This window comes from Streptomyces rimosus, assembly GCF_008704655.1.
GTDB classification, from domain to species: domain Bacteria; phylum Actinomycetota; class Actinomycetes; order Streptomycetales; family Streptomycetaceae; genus Streptomyces; species Streptomyces rimosus.
The window spans coordinates 4399543-4417356 of the sequence record NZ_CP023688.1 but is presented as its reverse complement, the minus strand read 5'-3'; the positions used below and the strand labels follow the sequence as shown (position 1 = coordinate 4417356).

18 protein-coding genes are annotated in these 17814 nt (G+C 71.5%); 11 read left to right on the top strand and 7 right to left on the bottom strand.

Features of this window, described 5'->3' with window-relative positions; genetic code table 11:
• Positions 1–5 precede the first annotated feature (5 nt).
• The 5 genes from CP984_RS18580 to CP984_RS18560 all read left to right on the top strand — a co-directional run bounded on the left by CP984_RS18580 (position 6) and on the right by CP984_RS18560 (position 6481).
• Positions 6–1412: a glycosyltransferase gene (locus tag CP984_RS18580; protein ID WP_078575560.1), complete on the top strand. Its 1407-nt coding sequence runs from the start codon at positions 6–8 to the stop codon at positions 1410–1412.
• The gene (locus CP984_RS18575; protein WP_003986566.1) at positions 1412–3490 is read left to right on the top strand and encodes an ArnT family glycosyltransferase; all 2079 of its coding nucleotides are present in this window, start codon (positions 1412–1414) and stop codon (positions 3488–3490) included. The genes CP984_RS18580 and CP984_RS18575 overlap by 1 nt, the downstream gene beginning before the upstream one ends.
• A gap of 115 nt (positions 3491–3605) precedes the next feature.
• The gene (locus CP984_RS18570; RefSeq protein WP_003986565.1) at positions 3606–5183 is read left to right on the top strand and encodes an MFS transporter; all 1578 of its coding nucleotides are present in this window, start codon (positions 3606–3608) and stop codon (positions 5181–5183) included.
• Between the two features lie 42 nt (positions 5184–5225).
• A complete protein-coding gene (locus CP984_RS18565) occupies positions 5226–6071 on the top strand; it encodes a TetR/AcrR family transcriptional regulator (RefSeq protein WP_003986564.1) in 846 nt (281 codons plus the stop codon).
• Positions 6072–6244: 173 nt separating this feature from the next.
• Positions 6245–6481 (top strand): chaplin, encoded by a 237-nt coding sequence (locus CP984_RS18560; RefSeq protein ID WP_003986563.1) that lies wholly within the window; start codon positions 6245–6247, stop codon positions 6479–6481.
• A 95-nt stretch (positions 6482–6576) separates the two neighbouring features.
• Here CP984_RS18560 and CP984_RS18555 read toward each other — a convergent pair whose 3' ends face one another.
• From CP984_RS18555 to CP984_RS18545, 3 genes are all read right to left on the bottom strand, one after another.
• Positions 6577–7437 carry a YceI family protein gene (locus CP984_RS18555; protein WP_003986562.1) on the bottom strand — a complete coding sequence of 287 codons (861 nt, stop codon included), beginning with the start codon at positions 7435–7437 and terminating at the stop codon, positions 6577–6579.
• Positions 7438–7648: 211 nt separating this feature from the next.
• On the bottom strand, positions 7649–10222 hold the full coding sequence (locus CP984_RS18550; RefSeq protein WP_030184300.1) for an MFS transporter: 2574 nt from the start codon (positions 10220–10222) through the stop codon (positions 7649–7651).
• A gap of 11 nt (positions 10223–10233) precedes the next feature.
• Positions 10234–10704 carry a MarR family winged helix-turn-helix transcriptional regulator gene (locus tag CP984_RS18545; RefSeq protein ID WP_003984166.1) on the bottom strand — a complete coding sequence of 157 codons (471 nt, stop codon included), beginning with the start codon at positions 10702–10704 and terminating at the stop codon, positions 10234–10236.
• 357 nt (positions 10705–11061) lie between these two features.
• Here CP984_RS18545 and tgmA point away from each other — a divergent pair, with 357 nt between their 5' ends.
• The 3 genes from tgmA to tgmC are packed head-to-tail and all read left to right on the top strand — an operon-like array spanning position 11062 to position 13474.
• Positions 11062–11373: a putative ATP-grasp-modified RiPP gene (gene tgmA, locus CP984_RS18540; protein ID WP_003984165.1), complete on the top strand. Its 312-nt coding sequence runs from the start codon at positions 11062–11064 to the stop codon at positions 11371–11373.
• Entirely contained in the window at positions 11370–12323 is a 954-nt protein-coding gene (gene tgmB, locus CP984_RS18535; protein ID WP_003984164.1) for an ATP-grasp ribosomal peptide maturase, read from the top strand. Before tgmA ends, tgmB begins: the two co-directional genes overlap by 4 nt.
• A complete protein-coding gene (gene tgmC, locus CP984_RS18530) occupies positions 12320–13474 on the top strand; it encodes an ATP-grasp peptide maturase system methyltransferase (RefSeq protein WP_003984163.1) in 1155 nt (384 codons plus the stop codon). The genes tgmB and tgmC overlap by 4 nt, the downstream gene beginning before the upstream one ends.
• Here tgmC and CP984_RS18525 read toward each other — a convergent pair.
• Positions 13428–14108 (bottom strand): TetR/AcrR family transcriptional regulator, encoded by a 681-nt coding sequence (locus tag CP984_RS18525; protein ID WP_003984162.1) that lies wholly within the window; start codon positions 14106–14108, stop codon positions 13428–13430. The genes tgmC and CP984_RS18525 overlap by 47 nt on opposite strands.
• 93 nt (positions 14109–14201) lie before the next feature.
• On the opposite strand from CP984_RS18525, the gene CP984_RS18520 reads away from it, so the two are divergent.
• The gene (locus CP984_RS18520; protein ID WP_003984161.1) at positions 14202–15731 is read left to right on the top strand and encodes a monooxygenase; all 1530 of its coding nucleotides are present in this window, start codon (positions 14202–14204) and stop codon (positions 15729–15731) included.
• A gap of 107 nt (positions 15732–15838) precedes the next feature.
• Positions 15839–16054 carry a hypothetical protein gene (locus CP984_RS18515; protein ID WP_003984160.1) on the top strand — a complete coding sequence of 72 codons (216 nt, stop codon included), beginning with the start codon at positions 15839–15841 and terminating at the stop codon, positions 16052–16054.
• Between the two features lie 57 nt (positions 16055–16111).
• Here the strand turns inward: CP984_RS18515 and CP984_RS18510 are convergent, their stop codons facing one another.
• The gene (locus CP984_RS18510; RefSeq protein WP_003984159.1) at positions 16112–16462 is read right to left on the bottom strand and encodes a hypothetical protein; all 351 of its coding nucleotides are present in this window, start codon (positions 16460–16462) and stop codon (positions 16112–16114) included.
• Positions 16459–16689, bottom strand: a complete 231-nt coding sequence (locus CP984_RS18505) for a hypothetical protein (protein ID WP_030184285.1) — start codon at positions 16687–16689, stop codon at positions 16459–16461. Before CP984_RS18505 ends, CP984_RS18510 begins: the two co-directional genes overlap by 4 nt.
• Positions 16690–16900: 211 nt before the next feature.
• Here CP984_RS18505 and CP984_RS18500 point away from each other — a divergent pair, with 211 nt between their 5' ends.
• The gene (locus CP984_RS18500; protein ID WP_226048671.1) at positions 16901–17167 is read left to right on the top strand and encodes a GntR family transcriptional regulator; all 267 of its coding nucleotides are present in this window, start codon (positions 16901–16903) and stop codon (positions 17165–17167) included.
• Positions 17168–17213: 46 nt separating this feature from the next.
• On the opposite strand, the gene CP984_RS18495 is transcribed toward CP984_RS18500, so the two are convergent.
• Entirely contained in the window at positions 17214–17753 is a 540-nt protein-coding gene (locus CP984_RS18495; RefSeq protein WP_003984156.1) for a Uma2 family endonuclease, read from the bottom strand.
• Between the last annotated feature and the right edge of the window lie 61 nt (positions 17754–17814).

The window sequence follows — 17814 nt, the reverse complement described above, 5'->3', positions numbered from 1 at the left end:
GTGGCATGACGACGACACAGCCGGCCCAGACGCCTCTGGGCTCCCTGCCGCCTCGTGAGCATCTGCGCCCCGGGCAGACCACCACGGTGCTCGATGTCGTGATCCCCGTCTACAACGAGGAGTCCGACCTGGAGCCCTGCGTACGGCGGCTCCACGACCACCTCTCCCGCACCTTCCCGTACGGCTTCCGGATCACCATCGCGGACAACGCGAGCACGGACCGCACCCCCGAGATCTCCGCGGCGCTGGACGAGAAGATCGACGAGGTGACGGCCGTACGCCTGGAGGAGAAGGGGCGCGGCCGGGCGCTGCGCACCGTGTGGTCCCTCTCCGACGCGCCGGTGCTCGCCTACATGGACGTCGATCTGTCCACCGACCTGAACGCGCTGCTGCCGCTGGTCGCCCCGCTGATCTCCGGCCACTCCGACCTGGCGATCGGCTCGCGGCTGGCGCGCAGTTCGCGGGTGGTGCGCGGGCCGAAGCGCGAGTTCATCTCCCGCTCGTACAACCTCATCCTGCGCGGCTCGCTGGCCGCCCGCTTCTCGGACGCGCAGTGCGGCTTCAAGGCGGTACGGGGCGATGTCGCCGAGCGGCTGCTGCCCATGGTCGAGGACAGCGGCTGGTTCTTCGACACCGAGGTGCTGGTGCTCGCGGAACGGGCCGGGCTGCGCATCCACGAGGTGCCGGTGGACTGGGTGGACGATCCGCACAGCACCGTGCACATCCTGCGGACGGCCACCGAGGACCTGAAAGGCGTGTGGCGGGTGGGGCGCGCGCTGGCGACCGGCGCGCTGCCGCTGGACCGGCTCGCCCGGCCCTTCGGCGACGACCCGCGCGACCGCGACCTGAGCGGCGTACCGCGCGGGCTGGCGCGCCAGGTCATGGGCTTCTGCGTGGTCGGCGCCCTCAGCACGCTGCTCTACCTGGGGCTCTACTCCCTCTTCCGGCTCGGCGTAGGACCGCAGGCGGCCAACGCCGCCGCGCTGCTGCTGTCGGCGATCGGCAACACGGCGGCGAACCGGCGACTGACGTTCGGCGTACGGGGCCGGGACCGCGCCGTACGCCACCAGGCCCAGGGGCTCGTCGTCTTCGGCATCGGCCTGGCCCTGACCAGCGGCTCACTGGCCGCCCTGGACGCCGCGGCCGGCGACCCCGCGCACGGCACCGAGATGGCCGTCCTGGTGGCCGCGAACCTCGCGGCGACGCTGCTGCGGTTCCTGCTCTTCCGGGCGTGGGTCTTCACGGACCGGGAGCGGGACGGCAGGAGCGCCGCACCGCAGCCGGACCGCCCCACCGCCGTACCAGGCCGCCCGACCGCGGTATCGGACCGCCCCACCGCCGTACCGGGCCGCCCGACCGCGGTATCGGACCGCCCCACCGCCGTACCGAACCGCCCCGGCAGGAGCGCCTGATGACCACGCACGACACCCGCCCCCCGAAACCGGACGCCACTCCTGAGGCGACCCCACCAGCCACCTCCGCCCAGAAAAACGAGCCGACCCCGAACCCCCGCCGGCACCGCCCCGCCCTCCTGGTCCTCCTCCTGGCCACCGCCGCCCTCTACCTCTGGGATCTGGGCGCGTCCGGTTACGCGAACCAGTTCTACTCGGCGGCAGCCCAGGCCGGCTCCGCGAGCTGGACGGCGTTCTTCTTCGGGTCGTCCGACGCGGCGAACTCCATCACCGTCGACAAGCCCCCGGCCGCCCTGTGGCCGATGGCCCTGTCCGTACGGCTCTTCGGTCTCAGCGCGTGGGCGATCCTGGTGCCCGAGGCGCTGATGGGGGTCGCCACGGTCGGTGTGCTGTACGCGGCCGTACGGCGCCGATTCGGCGCGGGCGCCGGGCTGTTCGCGGGCGCGCTGCTCGCGCTGACGCCGGTCGCCGCGCTGATGTTCCGCTTCAACAATCCCGACGCGCTGCTCTGCCTGCTCATGGTGTGCGCCGTGTACTGCGTGCTGCGCGCGCTGGAGGACGCCCGTACGAAGTGGCTACTGCTGGCGGGCGTCTGCTTCGGCTTCGCCTTCCTGACCAAGACGTTGCAGGCGTGGCTGATCCTGCCGCCGCTGGCGGTCGTGTACGCGGTCTGCGCACCAACTGCGCTGCGTCGCCGCATCGTCCAACTGCTGCTGGGCGGGCTGGCGATGGTGGTGTCCGGCGGCTGGTGGGTCGCGATCGTGGAACTGTGGCCGGCCGCCTCGCGCCCGTACATCGGAGGCTCGCAGCACAACAGCTTTCTGGAGCTGACCTTCGGCTACAACGGCCTCGGCCGTATCAACGGCGACGAGGCCGGCAGCGTGGGCGGCGGCCCGCCCGGCGGCGGCGGACGCGGGGGCGGGGGTGCCTGGGGTGACACCGGAATCACCCGGCTGTTCACCTCCGACATGGGCGGCCAGATCTCCTGGCTGCTGCCCGCCGCGTTCCTGCTGCTGGTCGCGGGGCTGGTGGTGCTGCGGCGGGCCCGCCGTACCGACGCCGCGCGCGCTGCGTTCCTGGTGTGGGGCGGGGCGCTGCTGATGACGTTCACGACGTTCAGCTTCATGTCCGGGATCTTCCACCAGTACTACAACGTGGCGCTGGCGCCGTACATCGCGGCCCTCGTCGCCATGGGCGCCACGCTGCTGTGGCAACGGCGCGCCCGTACCGCCGCCGCGCTGCTGCTGGCGGGCACGGTCGCGGTGACGGCGGGGTGGGCGTACGTCCTGCTGGCGCGGTCACCGCAATGGATGCCCTGGCTGCGCTGGACCGTCGTCGCGGTCGGTGCCGTGGCGGCGCTGGGGCTGCTGCTTTCCGTACGGCTGGGGCGCAGGCTGGCCGTCGTGGCCGCCGGGCTGGGCATCGCCGCGGGGCTGGGCGGCCCGGTCGCGTACGCCGCGAACACGGTCAACACCCCGCACACCGGCTCCATCGTCACCGCGGGGCCGGAGGTCAGGGGAGCCGGAGGCCGGCACGGCGGCATGATCATCATCGGCGGGCGCGGGCCGGGGCCGGGCGGCAAGGGCGGTAGGAACCACGGCGGTACGGCCGGACCGCCGCCCGGCCAGGGTCCCGGCCCGGGCCAGGGCCACGGCACACGCGGCGGCAAGGACCACAACGCCCTCGGCGGCCTCCTCAACGGCCAACAGGTCAGCGCCAAGGCCAAGGCCGCCCTCAAGAAGAACGCCGCCGACCACACCTGGGCCGCCGCCGCGATCGGCTCCCAGAACGCCGCGAGTTACCAGTTGGCCACCGGTCTGCCGGTCATGCCCATCGGCGGCTTCAACGGCAGCGACCCGTCACCGACCCTGGAACGGTTTAAGGAGTACGTACGCCAGGGGAAGATCCACTACTTTATCGGCGGCGGAATGGGCGGCGGCTTCTTCGGCACGAAGGGGGGCGGCAGCTCTGCCTCTGCCTCCACCTCGTCCGACATCACCAAGTGGGTCGAGAAGGCCTTCAAGAAGGTCACCATCGGGAACTCGACGCTCTATGACTTGACGCGTCCCGTCTCGTGACGTAGCGATCGCCATCGTTCCAACGCCGAATAATCGCCTGTACGGCGTATAACGCTCCCTGTACGGTGTATGCGTCCCGCTCTTCCGCTCGCATCACTCCGTACAGGGAGCCTGCATGTCCTCCGTGGCCCCCAGCGCCACCGATCCCTTGAGCCCGGCCCGCAATCCCGCCCGCTGGCTCATCCTCGCCGTCATCTGCCTCGCGCAGCTGACCGTCCTGCTCGACAACACCGTCCTGAACGTCGCCGTGCCCTCCCTCACCGAGGAGATGGGCGCCACCACCGCCGACGTGCAGTGGATGCTCAACGCGTACTCCCTCGTCCAGTCCGGCCTGCTGCTCACCGCGGGCAACGCGGCCGACCGCTACGGCCGCAAGAAGATGCTCGCCCTCGGCCTGGTGCTGTTCGGCGTCGCCTCGCTCGCCGCCTCCCTCGCCCAGTCGCCCGGCCAGCTGATCGCGGCCCGCGCCGGGATGGGCGTCGGCGGCGCGCTGCTGATGACGACCACGCTCGCCGTCGTGATGCAGATATTCGACGACACCGAGCGCCCCAAGGCCATCGGCATCTGGAGCTCGGTCAATTCGCTCGGCTTCGCCGCCGGGCCGCTGATCGGCGGCACGCTGCTGGCCCACTTCTGGTGGGGCGCGCTGTTCCTGATCAACATTCCGGTCGCGCTGATCGGCCTGGTCGCAGTACTGCGGCTGGTCCCCGAGTCGAAGAACCCCAGCGGCGACCGCCCCGACATCGTCGGCGCGCTGCTCTCCATGATCGGCATGGTGGGCGTGGTCTTCGCGATCATCTCCGGGCCCGGGAGCGGCTGGCTCTCCGGCCGGGTGCTGGCCTCCGCCGCCGTCGGCATCGTGGGCCTGGCCGTCTTCGCGCTGTGGGAACTGCGCGTTCCGTACCCGATGCTGGACATGCACTTCTTCCGCAACAGCCGGTTCATCGGCGCGGTGTCCGGCGGCATCCTGGTGGCCTTCGGCCTGGGCGGCTCGATGTTCCTGCTCACCCAGCATCTGCAACTGGTCCTCGGGTACGGCCCGTTGGAGGCCGGTCTGCGGATGGCTCCGCTGGCCCTGATGGTCGTCGTACTGAACTTCAGCGGCCTGGGCGCCAAGCTGATGCCCAGGCTCGGCACCCCGGGCATGATCGTGACCGGCATGACCCTGCTCGCCGCCGGTCTGACCGCCATCGCCACCCTGGGCAGCGACAGCTATGGCGGCATGCTGCTCGGCCTGCTGGTGATGGGCGTCGGCGTGGCCTTCGCGATGCCCGCCATGGCCAACGCGGTGATGTCCGCGATCCCGGTGGAGAAGGCCGGGGTGGGCGCGGGCGTGAACGGCACGCTGATGGAGTTCGGCCAGGGCCTGGGCGTCGCGGTGCTCGGCGCGGTGCTCAACTCCCGTTTCGCCGCACTGCTCCCGGCGGTCGCGCTGGGCGCCGGTTCGCTGCCTGCCGCGCTGGCCCTGGCCCGTACGGACGCGGACCGGGCGGCCGTGCACGACGCGTTCGCCTCCGGCATCGGCACCAGCCAACTCGTGGGTGCGGCGGCGGTCTTCCTCGGCGGCCTGCTCGCGGCGTTCCTGCTGCGCCGCGCGGAGCGCGACCGGTCCGCGGCGGGCGACGGCGCGCACCGTGCCGACGTGCACGAAGACGGTACGGGCCCGGCTCCGGCCGCCGCCCGCCCGGAATAGCATCGAGTGCGTACCACTGCGTAACGAAAGGGAGGGCGCGAGATGGCCGCGACTTCGGGCCGCGCCGGGAAACAGCCGAAGAGCGTGTGGCTGGCCGAGCGCCCCCCGGTGAAACGGAAGGCGGACCAGCCGGCCGGACTGGACCTCGACAAGATCGTCGCGGCCACGGTCCGGCTGCTGGACGCCGAGGGCCTGGCGAAGTTCTCCATGCGCCGTCTCGCCGCCGAGCTGGGCGTCACCGCCATGTCCGTCTACTGGTACGTCGACACCAAGGACGACCTGCTGGAGCTGGCCATGGACGCGGCGGCCGGCGAGATCGACCTGCCCGACGAGTCCGACGAGGCGGCCGACTGGCGCGACCAGCTGCGCCACCTCGCCGTCGAGTACCGCACCATGCTGCTCGCCCACCCCTGGGTACCGAGGTTGCTGGGGGAGTACATCAACTTCGGGCCGCACTCGATGGCCTTCTCCAACGCGACCCTGCGGGTGATGGCGCGCAGCGGCCTCTCGAAGGAGTCGACGTCCGGAGCGCTCGCGGCGGTCTTCCAGTTCGTCTACGGCTTCTGCACCATCCAGGGCCTGCACCGCGCCCGCTGCCGGGCCGAGGGCTCCACCCTCGACGAGTACTTCCGGCAGGTCGTGGGCGCCGTGCAGGATCGCCCGGAGTTCGCCGAGACGATGGAGCTGTCCGTCAAGGCGATGTACGCGCGCAAGGGGCTGACCGCCGAGCAGATGCTGGAGCACGACTTCGCCTTCGCCCTCGATCTCCAGATCGCGGGCATCGAGGCGATGCGCGAGCGGGAGCGCGTACAGACGGAGGGCGTGGATACGGAGCGCGCACAGACGGAGGGCGCACAGACCGAGGAGGACCAGGACGGCGCCCGGTAGGAGCCGGCCGGGGCGCCCCTACCACCCCGTACGCCGTTGTGTGCGCCCCGCGCGTCCGGAAGCGTGAAGCGGTCCCGCCGAACGTGGGCATCGGCCGACGTGTCGGTTTTTCTGACCGCCGCTGCGTGAACCTCTTTTCTGATCATTTCTCAGCGCAGCGTAAGGAGCTCCATATGCGCGTTCGTACTGCCATCAGCGCGGGTGTCCTGACCGTCGCCGCCGTCCTCGGCAGCGTCGGCACCGCCGCCGCCGACGCGGGGGCGGGGGCCAAGGTCGCCAACTCGCCGGGCCTCCTGTCCGGCAACGCCATCCAGGTCCCGGTCGACGTCGGCATCCCGATCTGTGGCAACACCATCGACGTCATCGGGCTGCTCAACCCCGCCACGGGCAACAAGTGCAAGACCAACTGACGGGTTGCCCTGCACGACGGTGCCCCGCCCCTTGCAGTGCAAAGGGCGGGGCACCGTCGCGTACGGCCCCGGTCGGGGGGTGAGGGGCCGGGTCGTCAGGCCGTCGGCAGGGTCTCGCCCTGTACGGCCTGGATGTCCAGCTCGACGCGCAGCGTCGTGCCGATCGCCGCGATACCGGCGGCGACGACCTGGTTGTAGTTCATCTTGAAGTCCTCGCGGCGCAGCTCGGCGGTGGCGTTGAAGGCCGCCCGCACGCCGCCCCACGGGTCCGGACCCGTACCGAGGTAGCTCAGGTCCAGGTCCACCGGGCGGACCACGCCGCGCAGCGACAGCTCGCCGTGCACGGTCCAGCGGTCCGGGCCGGCCGGCTCCAGGCCGGAGCTGCGGTAGGTCATCTCCGGGTACTGCTCGACGTCCAGGAAGTCCCCGGTCCGCAGGTGCCCGTCGCGCATGCCGTTGCCGGTGTCGATCGACGCCGTCTTGATGACCGCCTCGACCGACGACTTCTCCAGGTCCTCGGCGATCTCGATGCGCCCGGCGAAGTCCAGGAAGCGGCCGTGCACGCTGGTGATGCCCAGGTGCTGGGCGGTCGCCGCGACCGTCGAGTGCATCGGGTCGATGGTCCAGGCGCCCGGCGGCGGCAGCTCGGCCCCGCCCTGCCGCGCCAGTGTCACGTTGCCGACGTCCATCCGGCCGCTCGCCGTCACGATCGCGCTGGAGGCCACCGGCGCGTAGCCGACCGCCGTCACGATCACCGTGTACGGGCCGGGGGCCAGCGGCTGGGCGTCCCGTACGACGCCGTCCTCGTCGGCCGCCGCGCGCAGCACCTGGGTGCCGGTCATGTCGGTGACGGTCAGCACCGCGTGCTGCACCGCCCAGCCGTCCCGTGTACGGATCTGCGCGCGGACGCCCGCGCCCTTGGCCGGTCCCGCCGCTGCCGCGCCCGTCGAAGTCATTCCCACTCCCGTTCTTGCCTCTCACATGTCGGGCTCCGGGCGGCGGCACGCAGGCCGTCCCCTGCCTGTGCGCGTACCGCCGCCGGAGCCCTGGGGTCCGGTCCGTGCTGCCTCTCCGCTCAAAAGGACAGCGGACCGGAGTTCGTGCGCCCCGGAACGAACCGGGGCTCCCGGGGGCCCGCCGCCGTACGGCAGGTCCCCGGGCCCGGGATCACTCGCCGGGGTGGGCGAGCTCGACGTCGTAGCCGTCGACCCCGCGCGCGTCGACCGTCAGGCCGTTGGCGACCGGCGGGTAGCCGCTCGCGATGACCGTGTAGTCGCCCGCGTCCAGGTCGGTGAAGGCGTACGCGCCGTCCTCACCGGTGGTGGAGGTGGCCACGACGTTGCCCGCCGCGTCCACGAGGGTGACCCGCGCGTCCGGCAGCGGCCGCCGCTCGGCTCCCGCCCGTACGACGCCCTGCACCCGGGCGCCGGACAGCAGCTCGACCTCGATGCGGGTCGTGCCCTGGCCGCCGACCTCGACCGGCAGCGCCGTCGGCCGGAAGTCGGCCGCGTTGACGGCGATGGTGTACGTGCCGGGGGCCAGCTCGTCGAAGGAGAAGTACCCCTCCGGCGCGGTCTTGCCGGTGGCCAGCACCTCACCGCGTACATCGGTGACCACGACCATCGCGTCCGCCACCGGCTCGCCGGTGACCGCGCTGCGGACCTGGCCGCCCAGGCCGCTGGTGCCGCTGAGCAGGATGTCGTAGGCCAGCGCCTGCTCGCCGACGACGACCGTGGACGCCTGCGGCTGGTGGCCGTCGGCCGCCGCGATCAGCACGTACGAACCGGCGCCGGGGGCGTTCAGCACGTACGAGCCGTTGGCCTGGACCACCGAGCGGCCGAGCTGGCGACCGCTGAGCGAGATCAGCGTGACCGCGGAGTTCGCGACCGGGTGGCCCTCCGCGTTGCGTACGGAGCCGTGGATCGCCGGACCGGCCGGGACCTCGTCACCGCCGCCCGCCGAGGCGTACGCCGCCAGCGGCTGCGTGGCGGTGGTCGCCGCCGGCTGCTGCGCCCAGGAGGGCGCCGCACCGTTGTCGTCCTGGCCCGCCGGGGCACCCGCGCCCACCAGGGCGGGCTCGGGCTGCGGCTGCGCCGCTGCCTGGGCGGCCGCGGCGGCCGGCTCGGCCTCCGGGGTCGCGGCCTGCGCCATGCCGCCCTGGGTCTTCAGCGCGACCTCCTTGATGAACAGCGTCAGCAGGAAGGCGAGCAGCGCGCACGGAGCCGCGTACAGGAAGACGTCGCCGACGCCGTGCCCGTAGGCGCTCTCCATGATCGTCCGGAACGGGGCCGGGAGGGCGTCCAGGTCCGGGATGCCACCGCCGCCGGAGCCGGCGCCGCCCTGCGCGAACTTCGCCGCGGCCTGCGGGCCGAGCTCCTGCACGCCGTCCTTGACGTAGTGCGTGACCCGGTTGGCGAGCACCGCGCCGAGCGCCGAGACGCCCACCGCACCACCGAGGGAGCGGAAGAAGGTCACGACGGAGGAGGCGGAGCCGAGGTCCTGCGGGGCGACCTGGTTCTGCGTGCACAGCACCAGGTTCTGCATCATCATGCCGATGCCGAGGCCCATCAGCGCCATGAAGATCGCGATGTGCCAGTACTCGGTGTCGTAGCGGATGGTGCCCAGCAGGCCCAGGCCCGCGGTCACCAGCACGCCGCCGGAGACCAGCCACGCCTTCCACTTGCCGGTCTTGGTGATGATCTGACCGGAAACGGTCGAGGAGATGAACAGACCGCCGATCATCGGGATCGTCATGATCCCGGACATCGTCGGCGACTCGCCGCGCGCCAGCTGGAAGTACTGGCTGAAGAAGACGGTGCCGGTGAACATCGCGATACCGACGAACAGCGAGGCCAGCGAGGCGAGGGTGATCGTCTTGTTGCGGAACAGCCGCAGCGGGATGATCGGCTCGGCCGCCCTGGACTCGACGAACACGAAGATCGCGCCGAGCACGATCGCGCCGCCGACCATGGCGAAGGTCTGGCCGGAGATCCAGTCGTACTTGTCGCCCGCCAGGGTCACCCACACCAGCAGCAGCGAGACCGCCGCGCTGATGAAGAAGGCGCCCGCCCAGTCGACCTTGACGTCCCGCTTGACCACGGGCAGCTTCAGGGTCTTCTGCAGCACGATCAGGGCGATCACCGCGAACGGCACGCCGACGTAGAAGCACCAGCGCCAACCCATCCAGCTGGTGTCGGTGATGACGCCGCCCAGCAGCGGGCCGCCGACCGTGGCGACCGCGAAGGTCGCGCCGATGTAGCCGCTGTACCGGCCGCGCTCGCGCGGGGAGATCATCGCGGCCATGACGATCTGGGCCAGCGCGGACAGACCGCCCACGCCGATGCCCTGCACGACGCGGCACGCGATCAGCATGCCTGCGTTCTGCGACAGACCGGCCACCACCGAACCCGCCACGTAGATCACCAGGGCGACCTGCACCAGCAGCTTCTTGCTGAACAGGTCGGAGAGCTTGCCCCACAGCGGGGTGGCCGCGGTCATCGCCAGCAGCGACGCGGTCACGACCCAGGTGTAGGCGCTCTGGCCGCCCTTGAGGTCATGGATGATCTCGGGCAGCGCGTTCGAGACGATCGTCGAGGACAGGATGGCGACGAACATGCCGAGCAGCAGCCCGGATATCGCCTCCATGATCTGACGGTGCGACATGGGCGCCCCGTCGGGAGCCGGGTGGCCCCCGTGCTTGGCGTGGCCGCCCCGCACACCGGATGGTGTGGTCGTAGCCATGTGGTTCCTTTTCATTCCGCGGGTGTGCGGGTCGTTTCGTGGTGCGCCCGGGTCCGGCAGTCGCCGAAGCTCGTACGGAGCCGGGCGAGCAACTCGTTCAGACGGCCGACGTCGCTGTCGGACCAGTCGTCCAGGTACCGGGCGAGTGATGCTGTGTAACGTTCGGAGAGCTCCGCGAGGAGCAGCCGGCCGCTCGGTGTCAGCCGCAGCAGGCGCGAGCGCTTGTCCTGCGGATCGGGCTGCCGCTCGATCCAGCCGCGCTCGGCGACGTGCGCCACATGCCGGCTCGTGACCGACATGTCGATCGCGAGCAGCTCCGCCAGCTTGCTCATCCGCATCTCGCCGTACCGGTCGAGCAGCGTGAGCACCCCGGCCGAAGCGGGCGGACAGTCGGACGGCAGTATCCGCCCCATCTCCCGCTTGACGGCACCGATGGCACTGAGCTGCCGGGCCAGCTCCTCGTACTGACTCTGAGCGGCCATGGGCACCTCCGCACTTCTTCTTTTGTTGCCTAGAGCAACCGTAGAACCACTTGGTTGCTGAAGGCAAACGATTCTTGGGGGTAAGAAAGTAAAGGGATCCAAAAGGTTGGCAAGATCAACGGTCAAGGGGTGGGGAGAGGGCGGCGGGCGCGGCCCAAACGCGCCGTGGGTGCGGCGAAGGGAGGAAGGGGGGTGAACCTGCCACCCCCCCTCCGCGCTCATGCGCTCTTCCTCCGCCCCCTCCGGGGCCGCCACGCTGTTCACGGCGCCGGCGGACACCGCGCCACCACTTCCGGTTGCCTCACGGTGCTGCCACGCGGGTGCCACACCGCACAGGCCGCATGCGAGGAGACCCTTGTGTTCCACCACGCGGATCGCTTCCCCACCGGCTGTCCGATGCCGTCCGGCGCGCCGACGCCACCGCCGTGGGGGCTGCGGCGCATGGCGCCCTACCCCTCGTTCGCGCCGGCCTACGCACGTACCGAACTGGACCCGGAGACGCAGACGGCCCGCTATTTCGACGCCGAAGGGCGGCCGGTGCTGATGCCCGGGCACGGTACGAGCTCCGGAACCAATCCGCCGACCAACACCGGCAACCCGTCGGACGGCGCCGGCGGCGGTGGGGACGGCGGCGGGGACCAGGACACCGGCAACGACAGCGACCAGTGAGCGACACCCGGCCCGTCCTGGCCGTGACCAGCAAGGACGACCCCACGGCCGACCTGGTGGTCCGGGAGCTGTACCGCCGCGGCGTACCCGTCGTACGCCTGGATTCCGCGGACTTCCCCCACGCCCTGACCCTCGCGGCCACCTTCACTTCCGACGGGCTCGCCGGAACGGTCACGACACCCTCCAGAGCCGCGGACCTGAGCGGTGTCCGCTCGCTCTACTACCGGCGGCCGTCCGGCTTCGGCTTCCCGCACCTGGCGGAGCAGGACGCCCGGTTCGCTCTGACGCAGGCCCGGTACGGGCTGGGCGGTGTGCTGGCTTCCCTGCCGGGATGTCTGTACGTCAACCATCCGCACCGCATCGGGGACGCGGAGTTCAAGCCCTCCGGCCTGGCCGCCGCGGCCTCGTGCGGCTTCCGCCTGCCACCCACTCTGATCACTTCCGATCCCGAGGCGGCACGGACGTTCATCAAGGAACACGGCCCGGTGATCTACAAGCCCCTGTCCACACCCCTGTACCGCATCGACGGTGTCTCCTGCACGGTGGAAGTCGCCGAGGTCACGGCCGAGGAGATCGACGACACGGTGGCCGGTACGGCGCACCTGTTCCAGCGCCGGGTCGACAAGGCGGCGGACGTCCGGGTGACCGTCATCGGTGAGCACGTCTTCTGCGTACGCATCGACTCCGGCCTGCTGGACTGGCGCACCGATTACGAAGCGCTGACGTACACCGTCGTGCCCCCGCCGCCCGGCGTCCCGCAGGCTCTGGCCGCCTATCTCGACCACTTCCGGCTGGTCTTCGGGGCGTTCGACTTCGCCGTCGACCGGCAGGGGCGATGGTGGTTCCTGGAATGCAATCCGTCCGGTCAGTGGGCCTGGCTGGAGCCGGAGACCGGCCTGCCCATGGTGGCGGCCATGGCGGACCTGCTGGAGAGGGGAGCCGCGGCGTGAAGGAAGACGAGCTGCGGGCGGACCTGGTCCGTCGGCTTACGGACGCCGGGCACCTCCGTACGGATCGGTGGCGGGCGGCGGCCGAAGCGGTGCCGCGGCACGAGTTCCTGCGCGGCGGCTTCTTCGAGCGGGAGCCCGGCTCCGCGCCGACCTGGTGGCGGCCCGTGCTGCCCGGCGACGACACCTGGCTGGAGCGCTGCTACCGCGACGATTCCCTGGTCACGCAGGTAGCCGGCACCATCGTCCCGACCGATGTCCGCGGCGCGGTCTGCCGGGCCCCCACCTCCTCCAGCACCATGCCGGGGCTGGTGCTGCGCATGCTGGAAGAGCTCCGCGTCGCCGATGGCCACCGGGTACTGGAGATCGGCACCGGCACCGGGTACTCCACCGCGTTGCTGTGCCATCGGGTCGGCGCGGACCGTGTCACCTCCGTAGAGGTCGATCCGGACGTGGCGACCCGGGCCCGGGTCGCTCTCGGCGCGTGCGGCCATGCTCCCGAACTCGTCGTCGGGGACGGCCTGGCCGGGTACGCGCCCTCGGCGCCGTACGACCGGATGATCGCCTCCTGCGGAATCCTGGAGGTCCCCGGCGACTGGATCGGGCAGACCCGTCCGGGCGGCCGGATCCTGGCCACCGTCTCCGGCTGGCTGTACGCCTCCGAACTGGCCTGCCTCACGGTCGGCGAGGGCATCGCGCGTGGCCGCTTCCTCGGCGGCCGGATCTCCTTCATGCTCGCCCGCTCCCATCAGCCGCCCCCACTCGGCTGCCTGCCCGACCTGACGAGCGCCGATGAACGGCCCACCCGTCTGGCCGCACACGAGGCGCTGGACGACTGGACCGCGCGCTTCGTCGCACAACTCGCGGCCCCCCGCGCCCAGCACATCACCCTGGCGGGCGAGGACGGCCGTGTCGAACAGGTGCTGCTGGACGTCGCGGACGGCTCATGGGCAGCCCTCCGCCAGGACAGGGGCCGCTCGTTGGTACGCCAGGGAGGCCCGGCGCGGTTGTGGGACGCGGTGGAGGAACACGTGCGGCGCTGGCGGGCCGACGGTTCCCCGGGCCTGGAGCGGTTCGGTATCACCGTCGGGCCGGGCGGCCAGCACATCACTTGGCCGACGAAGGCGCGTGCCGCGCCCGCAACCCCTCGATGATCAGATCGAGTCCGAACTCGAAGAGCCGGGTGAAGTCCGTGCTGGTGAGGGTGGGGAGGGTGGCGTTGAGGTGGGGGTATGTGTCTGTCGTCACCGCGTCGCGCAGGGCGCTGACGGCCTCGGGGTCTCCGTCCTCCGCCTGGAGTGCCGCCTGCTCCTCCAGGGTGTGGCCGACGGTGTAGTTGACGACCGTATAGAGCGCGCGGGCCGCGGCTTCGTCCTGGAAGCCGGCCTCCCGTAGTACGCCCACGAATGTGTCGGCGAAGCCGAGGACGCTGGGGCCGGTCGCGTGGGTGCCGGCGAATACGCGTGCGCCGTCGCGGTGGGCGAGCAGGGCGGTGCGCTGGGCGCGGGCGAGGGTGGCCAGGCGTTCGCTCCAGTCGTCTCCGTCTATGGCCTGGGCCGATGTGCTGACGCCCTCCAGCATCCGTTCCGCCATGGCGGTCAGCAGGTCCTGCTTGGTGGCGAAGTAGCGGTACAGGGCGCCTGCCTGTACGCCCATCGCGTCGGCGAGCCGTCGCATGGTCAGCGCGTCGAGGCCCGACTGATTCAGCAGGTCAAGTGCCGTTTCCAGGGTGCGTGCGCGGTCGAGTCGGGCGGGGCGGCCGCGGGTCGGGGTTGACGGTGAGCTCATGGGGCTCAGTATAGTGAACAGCGTTCACGTGAACGGTGTTCACTAATTGGCGGTCCCTGGCCGCGCTGATCCCTGACCTGGGAGGACAACTTCATGAACGTCGATGTGACCGTGGTGGGCGCCGGACCGGCCGGCCTGATGCTCGCGAGCGAACTCGCGCTGGCCGGTGTGCGGACCCGGGTTCTGGAGCGCCGTACGGAACCGCAGCGCGACTCGCGGGCGCTGACCCTGCACCCGCGCAGCGTGGAGCTGATGGACCAGCGCGGCCTGCTGGACCGTTTCCTCCCGCTCGGCCGCACCGTCCCCGGCTGGCACTTCGCCCAGCTCCCCACCCGCCTGGACTTCTCGGTGCTGGACTCCCGGCACGGCTACACGCTGTTCATCGCCCAGGCCCGCACCGAGGAACTGCTGGCCGAACGGGCCCGCGAACTGGGTGTCGTGATCGAGCGCGGTTCCGAGGTCGCCGGGCTGCGCCAGGACGCCGACGGGGTGGACGTCGAAGTGCGCGGCCGAGACGGTGCCGTCGAAACCATCCGTACCGGTTACGTCGTCGGCTGCGACGGCGGGCGCAGCGTCGTACGGCAGTCCGCCGGCATCGCCTTTCCCGGCACCGACGAAACCCTCACCGGCGTACTCGGCGACTTCGCGACGATCGACCCCGGCGCGCTCGACGCCGCCCGCACGGGCGGCGTACTCGTCGCGCCGATGGAGGGCGGCCTGACACGGCTGGTCCTCATCGACCCGGAGCGGATGCGGGTGCCGGCCGCCGAGCCCGTGACGCTGGAGGAGTTCCGTACGTCCCTGATCCAGATGTGCGGCACCGACTGCGGCGTTGCCGACCCCCGCTGGCTCTCCCGCTTCGGCAACGCCACCCGGCTCGCCGCGAGCTACCGCTCCGGTCGCGTCCTGCTGGCGGGCGACGCCGCGCACATCCACTTCCCCGCCGCGGGCCAGGGCCTGAACACCGGCCTCCAGGACGCGATGAACCTCGGCTGGAAGCTGGCCGCCGAGATCAACGGCTGGGCACCGCCCGGCCTGCTCGACAGCTACGACGCGGAACGCAGGCCCGTCGGGCAACTGGTCACCGAGAACACCGAGGTGCAGACGCTGCTGGCGGAGCTGACGCTCGTACGGCAGTACCAGCGGCCGGGCGCGGCCCTGCGGAAGCTGTTCGACGAGCTGCTCGGGATGGAGGAGGTCAACCGGACGTTGGCGGCGAGGGTGTCCGGGCTCGGTACGGCGTACCCGGCTGGGACGGTCGGGACGGCGATGGCGGCCGGGGCGGACCCGCTGGTCGGGCGGCGGATGCCGGACGTCGGCCTGAAGGCCGTCGGATCGGAGGCGATACGGGTCTACGAGCTGCTGCCCGCGGGCCGGTTCGTCCACCTCGACCTGGCGGGTGACGACCCGGACCTCGGGGCGGCCGTCACCCCGGGCTGGGGTTCACGCGTCACCGCCGTGACCGTCACCGGCCGCGAAGATCACCCGGACTTGGACGGCGTGTCCGAGGTCCTGGTCCGGCCGGACGGGCATGTCGCCTGGGCGACGCGTACGACCGGGGTCGGGGACCGGCGTGCGGAGCGGCGCGCGGCGCTGGTGGCTTGGGCCGGTACGCCCGCCTGAAGCAGCGCTCGTACCTCGGCGGGTGGGACCGGACCGCCGCAACTGTGCTGTGACGCACGGGGCCCAGGGGTGTGCCGGGCATGCCCGGTTCGCTAGGGTCCTGGCCTATGGCGAACTACCAGCAGAACCCGGCCAACGGCAACCAGGACCCGGCCGGCAGCACGCAGATGTTCCGCGCCTTCGTGGACGAGGGCGCGCCCCAGGGCGGCGGCCGCCAGGCCGCACGGCAGCAGCAGTCCTCCGGTCCCCGCATCGGCGTCATCGTCGGCGTGATCGTCGCGATCGCGGTCGTCGTCGGCGCGGCGTGGCTCGCCCTGTCCTGACCGTACGCACGTATGTCTACGGGCCGTCCCGTACGCAGGTGACGGTCTGACGCCCCCTCACTCGGCCGCCACCAAGCGGCCGACGCCCTCCTTTCCGCCCCCCACGCCAAGGCCGGGAACCCGCCGGCCTCGGCTGTCGGCCACCCGCAGCGCGTCGTGCAGGGCCTCGACCAACCGGTTGGCGAGGTAGCGCAGTTCACCGGCCGAGGCGTCGGCATCGCCGAGCAGTGCCCCGGCGCGGTCGAGCAACGTCGTACCCATGTCGAGCTGGGCCGCCTCCATGTCATCGGCGAACCGTGACACGTATCCGTCACCGTCCGTCGACAGGAGGCTTCGTTTTTCGTTCTTCTCCCCCCAGGGCAGCAGGCGCAGCTCCGGTGACGGGCTCTCTTCTTCGTTCTCGCTCATACGGCGAACTCCCCGAGCATCGTGCGGAGGCGCGCGTCGCGCCGGGTCTGCCATGCGTGGGCTCGCGCCTCGAAGGCGGCGAGGTACGGGCGTACGAGGGGGGAGGCGTCGCCGTCGTACGGCAGGTCGAGCGGGGGTCCCGCCAGTGGCGCGAGCCCGGCGATCGGGGTGGGGGAGGGGCGCACGGGCGCGCGGAGGGTTGTGAAGGGCGGAGTCGGCGTCGGCACGAGGAGTTCCCTCACCCGTGCCGTGAATCGGCGGATACGGTGGCGCATGTCGGCGCTCTTTTCGTAGTTGGGTGGCGCTGGCCACGCCCCGGGGGTGGTGGTGCACCCGCCGGGGCTCTGTGTGACCGCCACCTTACTCCCAGTGTGGTACGCCGTACTAGGGTGCAGCACCGCTCGCCTAGGACGGGATACTTTGCCTAGCCTGGCTCAGGTGATCGAATTTGCCCCCGACCGGCCGCGTTGGCGCCAGGTCGCCGACATCATCCGTGAGCGCATCGCTGACGGCACGTACCCGCCCGGGACGCAGGTCCCATCGGTGCTGAAGCTCCAGGAAGAGTTCGGCATCGCTACGGCGACCAGCCAGAAGGTGCATCGCGGGCTCCGGGCGGAGGGCTTGATCTACACGGAGCCGGGCATGGGCTCCTTCGTCTCCAAGGACCTGCCGGAAAGGTCGGCCGAGGGCTCCGGCGGCGCATGACTGGCGGTGCCGATGGTGGGGTTCGGCCAGGCGCGCCGGCCGTCGGCTACAAGCCGGTGGTGTCCAGGTCCAAGCCGAACGGGTCCGGGAGGCGCAGTGAGGTGCCGTACGGCAGCGGCCCGGTGATCTTGGTGTAGCCAAGTCGGCCGGGCTCCGCGAACAGGGTGGCGGCGTGCTGTTGCCGGTCGACGAGCAGGTACAGCGGCGCCTTGTACTCGGCGTAGCGGCGGCGCTTGACCTGGCGGTCGGTCTCCGCGCTGGACTCCGACGTGACTTCCACGATCAGCAGGGTCCGGTCGGGCAGTAGTGCGCCGGCCTCCTTGGCCTCGGCGGCCGGGACGACGGCGAGGTCGGGGACGTACCAGTTGGGGGAGCCGGGCAGGTCGAGGTTGCCGGAGCCGATGACGCAGCCGAGTTCGGCGGCGCGGGTGCTGAGCCGGGTGCGCAGGCTGTGGGTGGCTGCCTCGTGGCTCCAGGGGCGCGACTCCGGGACGATGACGCCCTCGATCAGCTGGGCCCGGTCGCCGTGATCGCGCTGGACCGCGTACTTCAGGGCGTACTCGGCTCCGGCCGCCTTGATGTTCATGCGCATGCCTCCCGGCCGTTCAACGCCACTGTCCGGCCATAAGGCACGACCGGCCGGAGCC

What these genes read in the sequence shown, in the direction of transcription:
- CP984_RS18520 (WP_003984161.1), top strand. Translation starts at nt 14,202, where the DNA reads ATGAACGTCGATGTGACCGTGGTGGGCGCCGGACCGGCCGGCCTGATG.
- CP984_RS18525 (WP_003984162.1), bottom strand. Translation starts at nt 14,108, where the DNA reads ATGAGCTCACCGTCAACCCCGACCCGCGGCCGCCCCGCCCGACTCGAC.
- CP984_RS18510 (WP_003984159.1), bottom strand. Translation starts at nt 16,462, where the DNA reads ATGAGCGAGAACGAAGAAGAGAGCCCGTCACCGGAGCTGCGCCTGCTG.
- CP984_RS18515 (WP_003984160.1), top strand. Translation starts at nt 15,839, where the DNA reads ATGGCGAACTACCAGCAGAACCCGGCCAACGGCAACCAGGACCCGGCC.
- CP984_RS18560 (WP_003986563.1), top strand. Translation starts at nt 6,245, where the DNA reads ATGCGCGTTCGTACTGCCATCAGCGCGGGTGTCCTGACCGTCGCCGCC.
- CP984_RS18550 (WP_030184300.1), bottom strand. Translation starts at nt 10,222, where the DNA reads ATGGCTACGACCACACCATCCGGTGTGCGGGGCGGCCACGCCAAGCAC.
- CP984_RS18580 (WP_078575560.1), top strand. Translation starts at nt 6, where the DNA reads ATGACGACGACACAGCCGGCCCAGACGCCTCTGGGCTCCCTGCCGCCT.
- CP984_RS18565 (WP_003986564.1), top strand. Translation starts at nt 5,226, where the DNA reads ATGGCCGCGACTTCGGGCCGCGCCGGGAAACAGCCGAAGAGCGTGTGG.
- CP984_RS18575 (WP_003986566.1), top strand. Translation starts at nt 1,412, where the DNA reads ATGACCACGCACGACACCCGCCCCCCGAAACCGGACGCCACTCCTGAG.
- CP984_RS18570 (WP_003986565.1), top strand. Translation starts at nt 3,606, where the DNA reads ATGTCCTCCGTGGCCCCCAGCGCCACCGATCCCTTGAGCCCGGCCCGC.
- CP984_RS18495 (WP_003984156.1), bottom strand. Translation starts at nt 17,753, where the DNA reads ATGAACATCAAGGCGGCCGGAGCCGAGTACGCCCTGAAGTACGCGGTC.
- CP984_RS18555 (WP_003986562.1), bottom strand. Translation starts at nt 7,437, where the DNA reads ATGACTTCGACGGGCGCGGCAGCGGCGGGACCGGCCAAGGGCGCGGGC.
- CP984_RS18545 (WP_003984166.1), bottom strand. Translation starts at nt 10,704, where the DNA reads ATGGCCGCTCAGAGTCAGTACGAGGAGCTGGCCCGGCAGCTCAGTGCC.